General features: G+C 63.0%; 13 protein-coding genes. 4 read left to right on the forward strand and 9 right to left on the reverse strand.

Going from position 1 to position 14870, the window contains the following annotated elements; translation table 11 throughout:
- Positions 1-4: 4 nt before the first annotated feature.
- The 9 genes from der to HP499_RS00670 form a co-directional block, all read right to left on the reverse strand.
- Positions 5-1555: a ribosome biogenesis GTPase Der gene (der, locus tag HP499_RS00630; RefSeq protein WP_172322045.1), complete on the reverse strand. Its 1551-nt coding sequence runs from the start codon at positions 1553-1555 to the stop codon at positions 5-7.
- A gap of 10 nt (positions 1556-1565) precedes the next feature.
- A complete protein-coding gene (locus HP499_RS00635) occupies positions 1566-2309 on the reverse strand; it encodes a 1-acyl-sn-glycerol-3-phosphate acyltransferase (RefSeq protein WP_216659605.1) in 744 nt (247 codons plus the stop codon).
- Positions 2299-3012 carry a (d)CMP kinase gene (cmk, locus tag HP499_RS00640; protein ID WP_172322046.1) on the reverse strand — a complete coding sequence of 238 codons (714 nt, stop codon included), beginning with the start codon at positions 3010-3012 and terminating at the stop codon, positions 2299-2301. The genes HP499_RS00635 and cmk overlap by 11 nt, the downstream gene beginning before the upstream one ends.
- A complete protein-coding gene (locus tag HP499_RS00645; protein ID WP_172322047.1) occupies positions 3012-4118 on the reverse strand; it encodes a prephenate dehydrogenase in 1107 nt (368 codons plus the stop codon). Before HP499_RS00645 ends, cmk begins: the two co-directional genes overlap by 1 nt.
- Positions 4119-4121: 3 nt before the next feature.
- Complete coding sequence (locus tag HP499_RS00650) at positions 4122-5336, reverse strand: pseudouridine synthase (RefSeq protein ID WP_172322048.1); 1215 nt, start codon at positions 5334-5336, stop codon at positions 4122-4124.
- Positions 5337-5487: 151 nt separating this feature from the next.
- Entirely contained in the window at positions 5488-6144 is a 657-nt protein-coding gene (locus HP499_RS00655) for an SMC-Scp complex subunit ScpB (protein WP_172322049.1), read from the reverse strand.
- Positions 6137-7051, reverse strand: coding sequence for a ScpA family protein (locus HP499_RS00660; RefSeq protein WP_172322050.1), 915 nt, complete (start codon positions 7049-7051; stop codon positions 6137-6139). Before HP499_RS00660 ends, HP499_RS00655 begins: the two co-directional genes overlap by 8 nt.
- Before the next feature lie 6 nt (positions 7052-7057).
- Positions 7058-7957 (reverse strand): ParA family protein, encoded by a 900-nt coding sequence (locus tag HP499_RS00665; RefSeq protein ID WP_172322051.1) that lies wholly within the window; start codon positions 7955-7957, stop codon positions 7058-7060.
- Between the two features lie 253 nt (positions 7958-8210).
- Positions 8211-9557 carry a cation:dicarboxylate symporter family transporter gene (locus tag HP499_RS00670; RefSeq protein ID WP_172322052.1) on the reverse strand — a complete coding sequence of 449 codons (1347 nt, stop codon included), beginning with the start codon at positions 9555-9557 and terminating at the stop codon, positions 8211-8213.
- A 137-nt stretch (positions 9558-9694) separates the two neighbouring features.
- Here HP499_RS00670 and HP499_RS00675 point away from each other — a divergent pair, with 137 nt between their 5' ends.
- The 4 genes from HP499_RS00675 to HP499_RS00690 form a co-directional block, all read left to right on the forward strand.
- Entirely contained in the window at positions 9695-11341 is a 1647-nt protein-coding gene (locus tag HP499_RS00675; RefSeq protein WP_172322058.1) for a sensor histidine kinase, read from the forward strand.
- Positions 11338-12051 carry a response regulator gene (locus HP499_RS00680; RefSeq protein ID WP_172322053.1) on the forward strand — a complete coding sequence of 238 codons (714 nt, stop codon included), beginning with the start codon at positions 11338-11340 and terminating at the stop codon, positions 12049-12051. Before HP499_RS00675 ends, HP499_RS00680 begins: the two co-directional genes overlap by 4 nt.
- Positions 12052-12106: 55 nt before the next feature.
- On the forward strand, positions 12107-13762 hold the full coding sequence (locus HP499_RS00685; protein WP_172322054.1) for a helix-turn-helix transcriptional regulator: 1656 nt from the start codon (positions 12107-12109) through the stop codon (positions 13760-13762).
- A 136-nt stretch (positions 13763-13898) separates the two neighbouring features.
- On the forward strand, positions 13899-14870 hold a 972-nt coding region (locus tag HP499_RS00690), incomplete at its 3' end, for a class I SAM-dependent methyltransferase (protein ID WP_172322055.1).

Consider the following 14870-nt stretch of genomic DNA (forward strand, 5'->3'; position numbering starts at 1 on the left):
TCACTTAGCGCTTCTTGCCACGCTTTTCGCGAACGCGCATGTTGACCTCGATGGGCGTACCCTCGAAGCCGAACGTTTCGCGAAGGCGACGCGTGATGAAGCGGCGGTATCCGGGATCCAGGAACCCGGTGGTGAAGAGCACGAACTTCGGCGGCCGGCTGGAAGCCTGCGTGCCGAAGAGAATGCGCGGCTGCTTGCCACCACGGACCGGGTGCGGGTGCGCTGCAACCAGCTCGCCCAGGAACGCGTTGAGGCGTCCCGTGGGGATGCGGCGGTCCCAGCTCTCCAAGGCGATGTCCAGCGCAGGAACCAGGCGGTCCTTGTGCCAGCCGGTCTTGGCTGAGATGTTGACCCGGGGCGCCCATTCAACGTGCGCCAGGTCCTGCTCGATTTCACGTTCGAGGTACCGGCGGCGTTCATCGTCCAGCAGGTCCCATTTGTTGAAGGCGAGGACCAGCGCACGGCCGGATTCGATGGCCAGCTGCAGGATGCGGACATCCTGCTCGCTGAGGACTTCGTCCACAGCAAGAAGCACGACGGCGACCTCCGCCTTCTCGAGCGCTGCCTGCGTCCGCAGGGAAGCGTAGAAGTCGGCGCCTTGGGCCATGTGCTGGCGGCGGCGGATACCGGCGGTGTCCACGAAACGCCAGGTACGGTCGCCAAGTTCGATGAATTCGTCAACGGGGTCACGCGTGGTGCCTGCCAGCGGATCCACTACAACGCGCTCAGAGCCGGCAAGCTTGTTCAGCAGCGAGGACTTGCCAACGTTCGGGCGGCCGATCAAAGCGATACGCCGCGGACCGCCGGAGCGTTCGACGCCTTCCACCAGGGAGTACTCGGGAAGGGTATCCATGACGTGGTCCAGGAGGTCGGCAACGCCACGGCCATGCAGTGCCGAAACCGGGTACGGTTCACCGAAGCCCAAACCCCACAGGGTTGCGGAGTCAGCTTCCTGGGCAAAGTCGTCCACTTTGTTGGCCACCATGATGACCGGCTTCTTGCTCTTACGGAGCATCTTCATGACGCCCTCGTCCGTGGCCGTGGCTCCAACGGCGGAGTCCACCACGAAGAGAACGGCGTCAGCGAGCTCAACGGCCATCTCAGCCTGCTCGGCGACGCGGGCATGGATGCCCTTGGCGTCGTGCTCCCATCCCCCGGTGTCAACCAGGGTGAAGTTGCGGCCGTTCCAGCGGGCCGAGTACATGACGCGGTCGCGGGTAACACCGGGAGTGTCTTCCACAACGGCTTCACGGCGACCAAGGATGCGGTTGACCAACGTGGACTTGCCCACGTTGGGGCGGCCGATGATGGCCAGCACCGGGTCCAGCTTCAGGGGACCTTCGTCGCCCTCGTCTCCGTATTCACCGCTGAGAAGCGCGGCGTCTTCGTCGTCGAGTTCATAATCATCCAGGCCGGCCCGGAGGGTGGCCGCGCGGAGCTCGGCCTCGTCATCGTCCAGGGCAGCCAGGTTTTCAGCCACCTGGTCGGTGCCGGTGGGCGTGTATTCGTCGTCGCCGGCTCCGTGGAGGCCGGATTTTTGAGTCGTATCGCTCATTGCACTTTCCTTAGGGGTGGTCTGCCGGCGTCCCGGCTACTGCTGTCTGGCGGTGCTGCGGAGTGGATTCTCCGGGCGCAGGATCCTGGGGAAGACCCTGGCCTGTGGCCCGGATGGCATCCTGGACGTGATCGGCCAGGGCTTCACGGATTTCCGCAGCCGCCCTGTCCATTGAAACACGCCCCGGTTCGCCCTTCCGGCGCTTCACCGTTATGGGTTCGCCGAAGCTCACGTGGAGCTTGCGGCGTGGTTTGGGAATATGGTCGCGGTGCTCGTCGCCTTGGCGGGTTCCGAGGATGGCGACCGGTATGACTGTTGCTCCGGAGTTGATGGCAAGCCAGGCAACCCCGTTGCTGATGCTCCCGGCTGAACCGCTCCCCCGCGTGCCTTCAGGAAGAATCCCGACGCAACGGCCGTCGTCGAGCAGTTGCTTGCCCAGATGCAGGGCGGCGCGGTCCCCTGTGCGGTCCACCGGAATTTGACCGGACCCGCGCAGGACAGAGCCAAGGAAGCCCCGGAACATCTCCTTCTTGACGAGGATGTGCATAGGGCGCGGGGAAGCGCCGAACAGGACCGGCCCGTCCAGGAAGCTGATGTGGTTCGCAGCGAAAATCACCGGTCCGGCGGCGGGAACGTTGCTCTTGCCTGACACCACAGTCCGGTAGACGAGGTGGTTGATGAACCAACCAATGGGCCGGCTCCACACTTTGGTCCACGAAGCCGGGAGCCCGTGTCCGTTGTCCTTAGTCGCCATAGATCACCTTGCTGACGATCGCCAGGGCGGTCTCTACTGTTTCCTCGAAATTCAGGTCTGAGGAATCGAGCGTCACCACCCCATCTGCGGCCTGGGTGAAGTTCACCACCGTGGAGTCCTTGGCGTCGCGCTGAGTAACCTGGGCCGCCAGCTGCTCTTTGCTCTGCGTCCCACCCAACTGGATGCCCCGGCGTCGAAGCCGCGCTTCCTCACTGGCGGTCAACAGCATGCGGACCTCGGCATTGGGGACGACGACGGTGGTGATGTCACGACCTTCGACCACCATGCGGTGGTGGTGCTGATCGATCAGCTCGCGTTGGCGGCGGATGAGCTCGGTGCGCGCACCGAGGGTCGTAGCTACAGCACTGACGGAGGATGAGATCAAAGGATCCCGGATTTCATCCGTGACGTCGGTACCATCCACGGCCACATACTCCGTTCCGGTGCTGGTGCTGATTTCCAAAGGCATGGCTTTGGAAGCCTGCTCCACTGCTGCGCCGTCCTGCAGGTCAACTCCCGTCTTGAGGCAGTACCAGGTCAGGGCCCGGTACATCGCACCCGTATCCAGGTACGCCAGCTTCAAGCGCCGGGCAACTTCCTTGCTGACACTGGACTTGCCGGACCCCGAAGGGCCGTCGATCGCAATTACCAACGGCTTGCCCGGGCGGGCAACGGTCTCCGGACCAAAAAATTCACGCGTCATTACTGCAGTACCCGCCATCCACGGTCAGTCAAAGCTTCAACAAGGAGGTCATGCTTGCTCGGAAGCACGGAGAGCTCAACCATGCCCACGTTTTGCCCCGACGAATGGTCAAGCCTGAGGTCTTCGACGTTCACGCCGATTTCGCCGATCTCCGTGAGGAGGTGGGCGATCTGGCCCGGTTGGTCGTCCACCAGGATGGTGAGCCACGAGTACGCCTGCGGAGGTCCGCCGTGCTTACCCGGGATCCTGGCCTGCCCCGCATTGCCTTCACTGATCAGCTGGGCAAGATCCAGCCGGGCGCCGGGCGCCAAGGGTTCTTCCAGCGTTCCGATCAAGCGGTTCAGGTCCTCGCGGACACCATGCAGGATGGAAACCACTTTCTCCGCGTTGCCTCCCAGGATCTGCACCCACAAGGTGGGATCGCTGGCTGCGATGCGGGTGGTGTCCCGGAGTCCGTTGCCCGCCAAGGAGAGGGCATGCAGTGGCGTACCCTGCAGACGGCTCGCCAGGAGCGAGGACATGATCTGCGGCAAATGAGACACCAGTGCCACGGCTTCATCATGCTCGTCCGCGGTGAACTGGGAAACAATTCCCCCAAGGTCCACGGCCAGCGAACGTGCAGCCTGAAGTGCGGCATCCGAGGTTTCTTCGGAGGGGCAGAGTACCCACGGCATGGAGGTGAAAAGCTCACCCCGGGCAGCAACCGGACCCGATTTCTCGCGGCCGGCCATAGGGTGCGTTCCCACATAGCGGCCCAGGTCCACTCCCCGCTCGCGCAGCTGCGCCTGGATGGACGCTTTGACGCTCGCGATATCAACCACGACGGCAGACGGGTAGTCCGCCAGGGCCTTCTGCACGACGTCGGCTGTCACGTCCGGCGGGGCCGCGACAACTACCAGCCGGGGTTCCTCCTGCAGTTCCGGAAGAGGACGTCCCGCTCCGATATCCACGGCCACCGCCTGATTGGTGGGCGAAGGATCGGAAAGGAAAACGGGGACTCCGCGTCCACGCAGGCCGAGGCCGATACTGGCCCCCAGCAAGCCTGTCCCGAGAACGACGACCGGGCCATCAAGATGGCCCCGGCCGTGCGTACCGAATGCCGACATGCCCTAGAGCCCCACAGATGCCAGGAGGTGTCCGACTTCCTGCCTGCCGAGGTTGCGGATGCTGCCCTGGCGCTGGTCACCCAGGCCGATGGGACCAACCTTGACACGGACAAGGCGTTCAACCGGGAAACCGACGGCATCGAACATACGGCGCACAATGCGGTTCTTGCCTGAGTGGAGCACAACCTCAATGAGGACGTGGCCCGGGGTGGAGTCCACCAAACGGAAGGAGTCCACTGCAGCAACGCCGTCCTCGAGCTCAACGCCGTTCTTCAGCTTCGCGCCAACACCTTGCGGGAACGGGCCGCGCACCTGGACGAGGTACGTCTTGGGTACCTCATAGGAAGGGTGCGTCAAGCGGTTGGCGAGTTCGCCGTCGTTCGTCAGCAGCAGCAATCCCTCAGTGGCGACATCGAGGCGGCCGACGTGGAACAGGCGTTCGCCCTTGTTTTTGTTGTTCTTGAGGAAGTCGCTGATGCACGGACGGCCTTCGGGGTCTTCCATGGTGGAGACTACGCCCTTGGGCTTGTTGAAGACCATGTAGACGAGGGTTTCGTCCAGCTGGATCCTGATGCCGTCAACGTGGATCACGGCCGAGGTGGGGTCCACGCGCATGCCAAGCTCGGTGGTCACCACGCCGTCAACCTCGACGCGTCCCTCGAGGATCATTTCCTCGCACACGCGACGCGAAGCCACGCCGGCTTGGGCCATGACCTTCTGCAGGCGTACACCGTCAACATCGTGGAGGTCCGACTGCGGCACTTCCTGGCGTGGTCCGCGGTTGCGTCCCGGCTTGCGGATCGGTCCCAGGTTCTGGCCGAAGCGTTCGCTGCCGAACGCCTTGGAGCCGTACTGCCTGGCCGGTTTGGCCTTGGGCTTCAGTGCACCGGGAGTCCCGGGCGCTTTGCCGAAGCCGGGCTTGTTGGAGCCTGGCTTACGGAAGGGTTTTGCAGGCCTGGCGGCCTGGCCGCGATCGTAGTCGCCCGCCGTTGTGGGGTTGTCGGGATCGAAGGGTGCCGCTTCGCGCGGCTTCGAAGCCTTGAAGGGGCGGCCCTCGCCCTGGGTGAAGTTGCGCTTTCCGGCACCGGCGCTGCCGCCGCGGCCGGAGAAGCCGCCGGCGTTGGAGCGGCCTGTGCCGCCGCCCTTGGCCTCATTGCGTCCGGAGCTGTTGCGCCCCGAACCGTTACGTGGTGAACTCTGGCGTCCCGCCTGTGTCATGACCCGTCCTTGTGTAGTAATGGCCGGCTTTCCGTGCTGCAATCAACACTAGCCAGCCGGGCAGACATCGTCTGCCCCTTGTCGCTGTGCACCTTTGAAGGTGCCGTGAATCCATATGGAGTTTTCTTGCTCTGCCGGCCTTGGCCTGCGGCTACATCCGGCTGGCGTCGTAGTACTCGTCAATCCCTTCCAAGCCCGGAAGATGTGGCGAAAGCTGCGGCAGTTCTGCCACTGAGCCGATGCCCATCCGTTCCAGGAAGTACGAGGTTGTCCTGTAGAGAACAGCCCCCGATTCGGGATCGTTTCCGGAGTCCTCGATCAAACCCCGTTGGGTGAGGGTCCGGACCACAGAATCGACGTTGACGCCGCGAATGGCAGAAACCCGGGCCCGTGAGACCGGTTGCCGGTAGGCAATGACCGCCAAGGTTTCAAGCGCTGCTTGAGTGAGCCTGGTGGTCTGTCCTTCGAGGACGAACCTTCCCACGATCTCGGCAAAATCCGAGCGTGAATAGATGCGCCACCCTCCGGCGACATTCCGCAATTCAAAACCCCGGGGTGCAGTGCTGGCATCGGCAAAGCCGACAGCATCCACGTCCGGGGCTTTAACAGTATAGCCGCTATACTCCCGCTGCAGGTCATGCAGCAAATCCTCGACGACGGCGACTGTCACGCTAAGTCCTGCGGCCAGTTCCTCTGCCGTTGCAGGTTCGTCAATGACCATGAGCACTGCCTCCAAGGCTGCCCGCGCGCCGCCGGGCATCCCTTCCAACCGGGCCAGGCCTTCCTGGGCCGTTTCCTGCTCATTCATTGCTGCTCTCCCCATTGTTCGGCTCCATGCCGGCTTCATACTCTTCGCTCAGGCTGGAACTGTCCCATTCGGCGTCGTCGCCCGTCCAACGGACTGTCAGCTCCGCCAAGGGTTCGGGTTGTTCGAAGGCCACCACGCGGTCCCGGAACATTTCCAACAGGGCCAGGAAACGGGCCACCACCACCAGCGTGGTCTCGGCATCGGCTATCAACGTACGGAAGGACAACGGTGCGCCCAGCTTCAAGCGGTAGCCCATGATCTCGGCCTGCTCCTTGACGCTGACCGGCGGAGCATGCAGGTGACCCAAACCCACCTCGGCGGGGGCTGCATCCTTGGGTTTGAGCGCTGTGGCGGCAAGCTCCGCGAACTGCTCCGGGGTATGCCGCCACACGAGTTCAGGCAGCAGTGCGGCGAAGTGCCCTTCCAAAGCCACCTGACGCGGGTATCGGCGGGCCTCCTCTTCCAAGGTCTCACCCAGAATCCCGGCGATCTGCTTGAATGCCTTGTACTGCAGGAGGCGGGCGAACAGCAGGTCCCTGGCTTCAAGGAGCGCAATGTCCTCGGCGTCCTCCACTTCACCGGCAGGCAGGAGGCGGGCGGCCTTGAGATCCAGGAGCGTTGCCGCAATGACCAGGAACTCGCTGGCTTCATCCAGCGCCCAGTCCTCCCCCAGCTCCTGGAGCCGGCGGATGTACTTGATGAATTCATCGGTGACGGTGGCCAAAGCCACCTCGGTGATGTCCATTTTGTGCTTGGAAATCAGGCCCAGCAGGAGGTCGAAGGGGCCGGTGAAGTTGGCCAGCCGCACCTCAAAGCCGGGCTTGCGGGCTTCGGAGGTGCCGGCGTCGGGCGCTTCGCCTGTGGCAGGAACGTCCGCTTCCGAAGCCGGAGCGAGTGAAGGTCCCACTGTCTGTTAGGGCGCGCCGCCGCGCGAGATCAGTTCCTTGGCAAGCCGGCGGTAGGCGTCGGCACCGATGTGGTTGCCCGCATAGCTGGTGATGGGCTCCGCGGCCACGGTTGCATCCGCGAACTTGATGGAGCGCTTGATGACTGTCTCGAAGACTTTGTCGCCGAAGGCTTCCACGAGGCGTGAAATTACTTCGCGGCTGTGCAGGGTGCGGGCGTCGTACATCGTGGCCAGGACGCCGTCCACCTGCAGGCGCGGGTTGAGCCGGTCCTGGACTTTCTCAATGGTCTCCACCAGGAGAGCAACTGCACGCAAGGCGAAGAACTCACAGATCAGCGGAATGATGACGCCATGGGCGGCCGTCAAGGCGTTGACGGTCAGCAGCCCCAAGGACGGCTGGCAGTCGATCAAGACGACGTCGTAGTCGTCCTCGACGCTCTTGAGAGCACGGTCCAGGACCTGCTCGCGGGCCACCTCATTGACGAGTTGGACTTCCGCCGCGGAGAGATCGATGTTGGCGGGAAGAAGGTCAACGCCGTCGACGCCGGTCTGCTGGATGGCATCGCGAATGTTGACCTTACGGTCCATCAGCACGTTGTACACCGTAAGGTCCAGCTCATGCGGGTTGGCGCCGAGGCCCGCGGAGAGCGCACCCTGGGGATCGAAGTCCACCAGCAGGACACGCCGTCCATATTCTGCGAGCGCCGCTGCGAGATTGATGGTGGAGGTGGTTTTACCCACGCCACCCTTTTGGTTGACCATGGCGATGACTCTCGCCGGGCCGTGGGAAGCAAGTGGAGCAGGTTCTGGAAATTCGCGGTGGGGTCGGCCTGTTGGCCCCATGATGGCGTCTTCCAGATCGAGCTCGGTGCCTCCCAGCGTAGCTGTTCCCCGTTCGATGCTCACGTATCTAACCACTCTTTCGACGACGATCTTCCCTGCCGCTGGCCCCCAGCTACAGCGCTACTACCCACCTAGGCTACAGCGCCCGACACGGTTATTCGGGGAACTTGACTTTGTCCCCTCCGTGAGCCTTGACCCTCTAGCTGAGGTCGAAGGTTTACTTTTCCTGCACCTGCCGCAAGGCACACACCGAAGGCCGGCACCTGGGGAGGTACCGGCCTTCGATAGTGACGCTCTGCTTATTTTCCTGCTGCGGTTAGACGGTGGCTTTCTCGCGGGATTCGGCTTCCGGAGCGGCCTCTTCTTCACCGCCGTGGGCGATCATGGTCTGCTCATCGAAAGGCTCACTGCCGGAGAGGACACGCTCTACCTGGCCATTGTCGATTTCCTTCACCCAGGTACCGATCAGGACGGTCGCCACTGCGTTGCCGGTGAAGTTGGTCAGGGCCCGGGCCTCTGACATGAAACGGTCGATTCCCACAATCATGCCTACCCCGCCAAGAAGCTCGGGCTTGTGCGCCTGGAGTCCGGCAGCAAGGGTTGCCAGTCCGGCACCCGTGACGCCGGCAGCGCCCTTGGAAGCGATGATCATGAAGACGAGCAGGGAGATCTGTGCGCCCAGGTCCAACGGGGTACCCATGGCGTTGGCGACGAAGAGTGAAGCCATGGTCAGGTAGATCGCTGTTCCGTCAAGGTTGAAGGAGTAGCCCGTGGGAACGGTCACGCCAACCACCGGCTTGGAGACACCCAGGTGCTCCATCTTGGCGATCAGGCGGGGCAGCGCTGCTTCGGAGGACGAGGTGGAGAAGATCAGGAGGTACTCGCGGGCCAGGTACTTCATGAGCTTGAAGATATTGACGCCGGCCACTGCCCGAAGCAGGGTTCCGAGGATGACCACGATGAACAGTGCACATGTGACGTAGAAGGCAAGCATCAGGGTGAACATGCTGAGGATCGCCTGGGCACCGGTAGCACCAACGACGGCGGCGATGGCACCGAAAGCGCCGATGGGAGCCAGCCACATGATCATGATGAGAATGCGGAAAACGAGGCGCTGACCGTGACCGATCGCGGTCAGGATGGGCGCTCCCTGCTTGCCCATCTTCTGCAGGGCGAACCCGACCAGGATCGCGGCAAGCAGGGTGGGCAGGACCGGAATGTCACCGGGGATGATTCCCAGCAGGAAGTCGACGGTGCTGTTGGTATCGGCCTTCTTGGTGGGATCGTACGGGGTCAGCTTGAGCCCTTCACCCGGGTGGATCAGGTTGCCCACCACAAGGCCGATGGCCAAGGCGAACGTCGACATGGCGACGAAGTAGCCCAAGGCGAGGCCGCCCACCTTGCCGACGGTGGCTGCCTTGGCGATGGAACCGATGCCCAGGACGATGGTGCAGAAAATAACCGGGGCGATCATCATTTTGATGAGCTTGATGAAGCCATCACCGAGCGGCTTCAGTGACTTGCCAACCTCGGGGAACACCAGGCCGACCACGGCGCCGAGTACTACGGCCAGGATGACCGCGATGTACAGGTAATGCGACTTGTCGAGCCCCTTGCGTCCAGCTTTGGCAGCTACTGCCGACTCTCCTCGTTGAGAGGTCATGGGATTCTCCTTTGGATACTGTGTAAGGCGCTGCGGTCCTGCACTGATGTCCAATCCGCTGCCCTTGTGTGATATCCATCATTGAGCCGTTGGTGACACACATCACCGTTGCGGTCATATTGGTCATGGAGGTCCACGTGTTTCACAGCTGGAGCATCGCCCGCCGCTTGTTCGTAGCGAATCTGCTGTTCGTCATCGCGCTGACGGCGGTCTTCGGGGCCTTTTCCGTGGTGGAAGCCCGGGACAGGGCTTACGACAATGCCGGGGGCCGGATGCTGGCCGTGGCAACCTCCATTGCCGACAATCCGCTGGTTCTGGAAGCGGCCTCCACCGCAGCTCCCACCGCAATCCTCCAGCCCTACGCCCTTGACGTGATGGATGATGCCGACGCCGATTTCATCACCATCATGGCTCCGGACAGGACGCGTTGGACGCACCCAAGGGCTGAGGAGCTTGGCAAGCCTTACATCGGAACCATCGATCCTGCGCTGCGGGGCGAGACCTTCACCGAGGTTACTGCCGGGACTTTGGGTCCATCCGTACGCACCATCGCGCCCGTCAAAGCGGCCGACGGGACCGTCAAGGCCTTGGTGGCAGCCGGGGTCACCGTTCGGACCGTGGACACCGATGTGGCCGAGCGCCTCGGCGTGATCGGCGGCATTGCACTGGTGGTGCTGGGCTTTGGGTCGGTAGCTTCCTGGCTCCTGGGACGGTATCTGAGGTCAGTGACACGGGGCTGGGGACCGGAACAGCTGGCTCAGCTCTTCGCGTACTACGAATCTGTCCTGCACTCAGTCCGTGAGGGTGTGATCCTGATCGACAACCATGGCAAGGCCGTCATGTACAACGATCAAGCCGCCGAATTGCTGGGCCTGGAGCCTTCCGATGCCGATCGATCTCCCGATGATGCCCCGAAACTTACTGACCTGCCCTTCGATGGCAGCCTGCGGGCCCTGTTCGAATCCGGCAGGCCGGCGCACGACGAGATCCACCTGACCGGTTCCCGGATCCTTGTAGTGAACCAGGCACCCGCCGTGGGGCCCCTGCCTGAGCGCAGCCGGCAGAAACCTGCCGTCTACGGGACAGTGGCCACCATTCGCGACCGCACCGAGATCGAGTCCCTGGGTACGGAACTCCAAACCATGAAGACCCTCTCCGATGCTTTGCGCGCCCAAACCCATGAACACGCAAACCGGCTGCACATGATCGTGTCCCTCCTGGAGCTCGGCAGGACGCCACAGGCCTTGGACTTCGCTACAAAGGACCTTGAACTAAGCCAGCAGTTGACCGATGACATGGTGGCGTCCGTGGACGAGCCGGTCATGAGCGCCTTGGTGATGGGCAAAGCCGCGGAAGCCCACGAACGCGGGGTGGAGCTGGAAGTCCGGACGTCGGGAAGCTCCGGTGTTCGCGGCCTGGAGATCCAGGACCTCGTGACCATCCTCGGGAACCTGCTGGACAACGCGATCGATGCTGCGGCCGCGGGTGACTTCCCGCGGAAGGTCCAGCTGGACGTGGAAGCCGGGCCTGCCGCCGTCGAATTCACTGTTACCGACTCAGGGAGCGGCATCAATCCGGAGTCCATAGATGATGTCCTCCAGTACGGATTCAGCACGAAGTCTCCGGACCGGAATCCACGCGGCTCCCACGGCCGCGGCGTTGGCCTTGCCTTAGTGCGCCAGTCCGTGGATCGGCTCAACGGTACGATGACCATCAGCAATCCCGGCGGAGCACAATTCCATGTAGTGCTGCCCGCGCCGGTTCCCAAGGAAGGGAAGGCATGACAGACATCCGTGTCCTGGTGGTGGAGGACGAGCCCATAGCCTCGGACGCCCACTCCGTCTACGTTGGCCGCTTGGAGGGGTTCACCCTGGTGGGGACGGCGCCGGACGGGCAGTCGGCTTTGCGCATCCTGGGTGAATTTGCCGCTTCCGGTACGCCTGTGGACCTTGTCCTGCTGGACATGAACCTGCCGGATCTTCATGGCTTGGACGTCGCCCGCCGGATGCGTTCCGCGGGAGTCTTCGCCGACATCATCGCCATCACGGCCGTCCGGGAACTGAACATCGTTCGCAGCGCCGTGTCCATCGGCGTGGTGCAGTACCTGATCAAGCCCTTCACGTATGCCACCTTCGCCGACAAGCTCAGGAGCTACAGGACCTTCCGCGAACAATTGGCGGGCTCGATGTCCGGTGTCTCCAAAGCAGGAGCCTCCCAAAGCGACGTTGACCAAGCCTTTGCCAGCCTCCGCGCTCCGACGGAACTGCCACTGCCCAAAGGCCTTTCAGGGTCCACCTTGGAAGCTGTCAAGGAGCTGATGCGGGAACGTCAGGACGCGGTCTCAGCGAGCGAGGTCATGGACGCGCTTGGCATGTCCCGTGTCACTGCGCGGAGGTATCTGGAATACCTCGCCGACGCCGGAACCGTCACCAGGGCGCCCCGGTACGGCACCCCGGGCCGCCCCGAAAACGAGTACGGCTGGAACCGCAGCTAGGCATCTCCCGTTCCCTGTGAGCCGGCAGTAAGCTGGTGGCGACACTTGGAGAACCATGTCAACTCAGCCGCTGCCCGCACACCCACAGTCTCCAACGCCTCACCAACTGGTGGAAGCGCGCGAGGCCTTTGCCCGCGGAGATTGGGAGGCTGCGCGCGGGAGGTTGGAAGACTCCCGTGAAGTGTCCCCGCTGGGCCTGGCAGACCTGGAGATCCTTTCACGCTGCAAGTGGTGGCTCGGCGACGTCCAGGGATCCATGGCACTGGCCGAGGAAGCCTTCCAGGGCCTGGTAGCGGATGAACAGCCCCACGCCGCTGCCAAGTCCGCCCTGATGTTGTCCCTGCAGTGGGGTGTCCGGGGTAACCTGGCCGTTTCCTCGGCGTGGCTGAACCGGGCGCGACGGCTGCTGGACACGCTTCCCGAGTCTCCGGAGCACGGATATTTGCTGTATCTGGAGGGCAACGACGCAATATACCTCGAAGGTGACGCCGGCTCTGCCTTCGCTACCTCGCTCGAACTGACAGCCATGAACAGGCGGCACAAGGCACCGGAGCTGGGGAGCTTCGCACTGGTGTTGTCCGGTCTCGCCGCCGTCAGACGAGGCCAGGCGGCGCGCGGCTTCGAGGACCTCGATCAAGCCTTGCTTCCGGTGATGGCTGGAGACGTATCAGCGGAGTGGGGCGGGGATATTTACTGCTCCGTCATCCATCTCTGCTACGAGTTGGCCGACTACTCGCGCATGAGGGCTTGGACGGATGCCCTGGCGGCCTGGTGCGCCGGATTATCAACGTCCTTCATGTATTCGGACATCGTTCGGGTCCACGAACTGCAGTTGATCAGTGCCGAAGGTGGCTGGAAGGTGGCCTCGGAGGAACTGGCGGTTCTCGGCGAGCGCCTGAAGAATGCCCATGCCTGGATCGCAGCGGACTGCTTCTGTGAATTGGGGGATATTCGACGACGACAAGGAAACCGGCCCGGCGCTGCGGCGTCCTATGCCGCAGCACGTGGCCTGGGCGTTGATGCCCAGCCGGGTTCGGCCCTGCTGTTGGCTGATGCCGGAATGAACCAGGAAGCAGTGACAGCCCTCCGTGCAGCGCTGGCAGACCGGGGGCGCCTTGGACGGGCCTGGCTGCTCCTGCCGCTTGTGGAACTGCTCGCGCCCCGGGACGCCGACAGTGCCGAGGTGTACTGCGGCGAGCTGGAAGGAACAGCTGCTTACTTCGGAACAGTGGGTTTGCTTGCATGGGCGCATCACGCAAGGGGCGCCCTGCTGATGGCCCAGGGTCGCTGGGGTGAATCTCTCCCTGAGTTTGACGCTGCAGCCCAGGGCTACCGGTCCCAGCATCTACGCTACGAGCTGTCTCGAGTGCATGAGCGGTTGTCATCCGTCCGGGCAGCGCTTGGCGATACGGGCCCCGCCCTGGCCGAGCGCGCCACCGCCAGTGCCATCCGGGCACAGCTTGGCGCAGCCCCGATACTCCCGCCAGCAGCTGAACGCGTGAGCGATGGGCTGACCCCCAGGGAGCGGGAAGTTCTGGGCTGTGTATTGTCAGGCTGCAGCAACAGGCAAATAGCCGAAGCTCTCACGATCTCGGAAAAGACAGCCAGCCGTCATCTGGCAAACATCTTTACCAAGATTGGTGTCACCTCCCGGACCGGCGCGGCCGCTTGGGCTCGTCATCAGGGGATTGCAGAACACCTCGAGGCTTGATGCCCTGCATGTTTTTATCCACAGAGCAGGGCAAAACTTACACATTTTTCAGGACGCGGCGTGGCGCTTGGCGAGCCTACCTTGGGGGTATGGACCACCGGCCGGAAAGTCCGGCCCCCATCATCAAGGACCAGCAATGAACAGCACCCAGTCCGGGCAAAACGCAGCATCCCCAACGGCAGAAGCCGTTGAACAAGCCACGGGCCGTTTGATCGGCATCCTGAACGATTCTTCGATTGCCCTCTTGGTGGTTGCCGGCCACCAGACGGGCCTCCTGGAGACGTTGTCCGACCTTCCGGCGGCTCCTGCCAGCCTCATCGCCGATGCCTCCGGCCTCAATGAGCGTTACGTCAGGGAATGGCTGGGAGGCATGACGTCGGCTGGATTCGTGGACTACCAGCCGGGCGATGGATCGTATGTCCTGCGTCCTGAATTCATCCCGGTTCTCACCGGCCCAGGTACTGGTAATTTTGCTCGGACCTTGCAGTATGTGCCCCTGATGGGCGAGGTGGCACCGAAGATCGTCCAGGCGTTCCGCACGGGCGGCGGAACACATTACGGGGACTACCCGCGTTTCCACCACATCATGGCCTCTGAAAGCGCAGCAGTGAACGATGCCTCACTCGTGGAGACCATCCTTCCCCTGACAGGACGCGTGGAAGCGCTGAGCCGCGGTATCTCTGTCGCGGACATCGGATGCGGGGAGGGCCATGCCGTCAACCTGTTGGGTGCCGCTTACCCAGCCAGCACCTTTACTGGCTATGACTTTTCCGCAGAGGCACTTACGGCTGCCAGCGCCGAGGCCTCAGCAATGGGACTTTCGAATGTGCACTTCGAACTCCAGGACGTCAGCAGCCTTCAGGTGGTGGAGGCGTTCCACCTTGTGACAGCTTTCGACGCTATCCACGATCAAGCACACCCGGCTGTGGTCCTGATGAACATTCAACGTGCCCTCAAGTCCGGCGGAACCTTCCTCATGGTGGACATCAATGCTTCGAGCCGGTTGGAGGAGAACATGCAACTGCCATGGGCAGCGTTTCTCTACACCATTTCCACCTTCCACTGCATGGCGGTATCCCTGGGCCAAGGCGGCGATGGACTGGGCACG

This window comes from Paenarthrobacter sp. CM16 (genome assembly GCF_013179505.1).
Classification (GTDB): domain Bacteria; phylum Actinomycetota; class Actinomycetes; order Actinomycetales; family Micrococcaceae; genus Arthrobacter.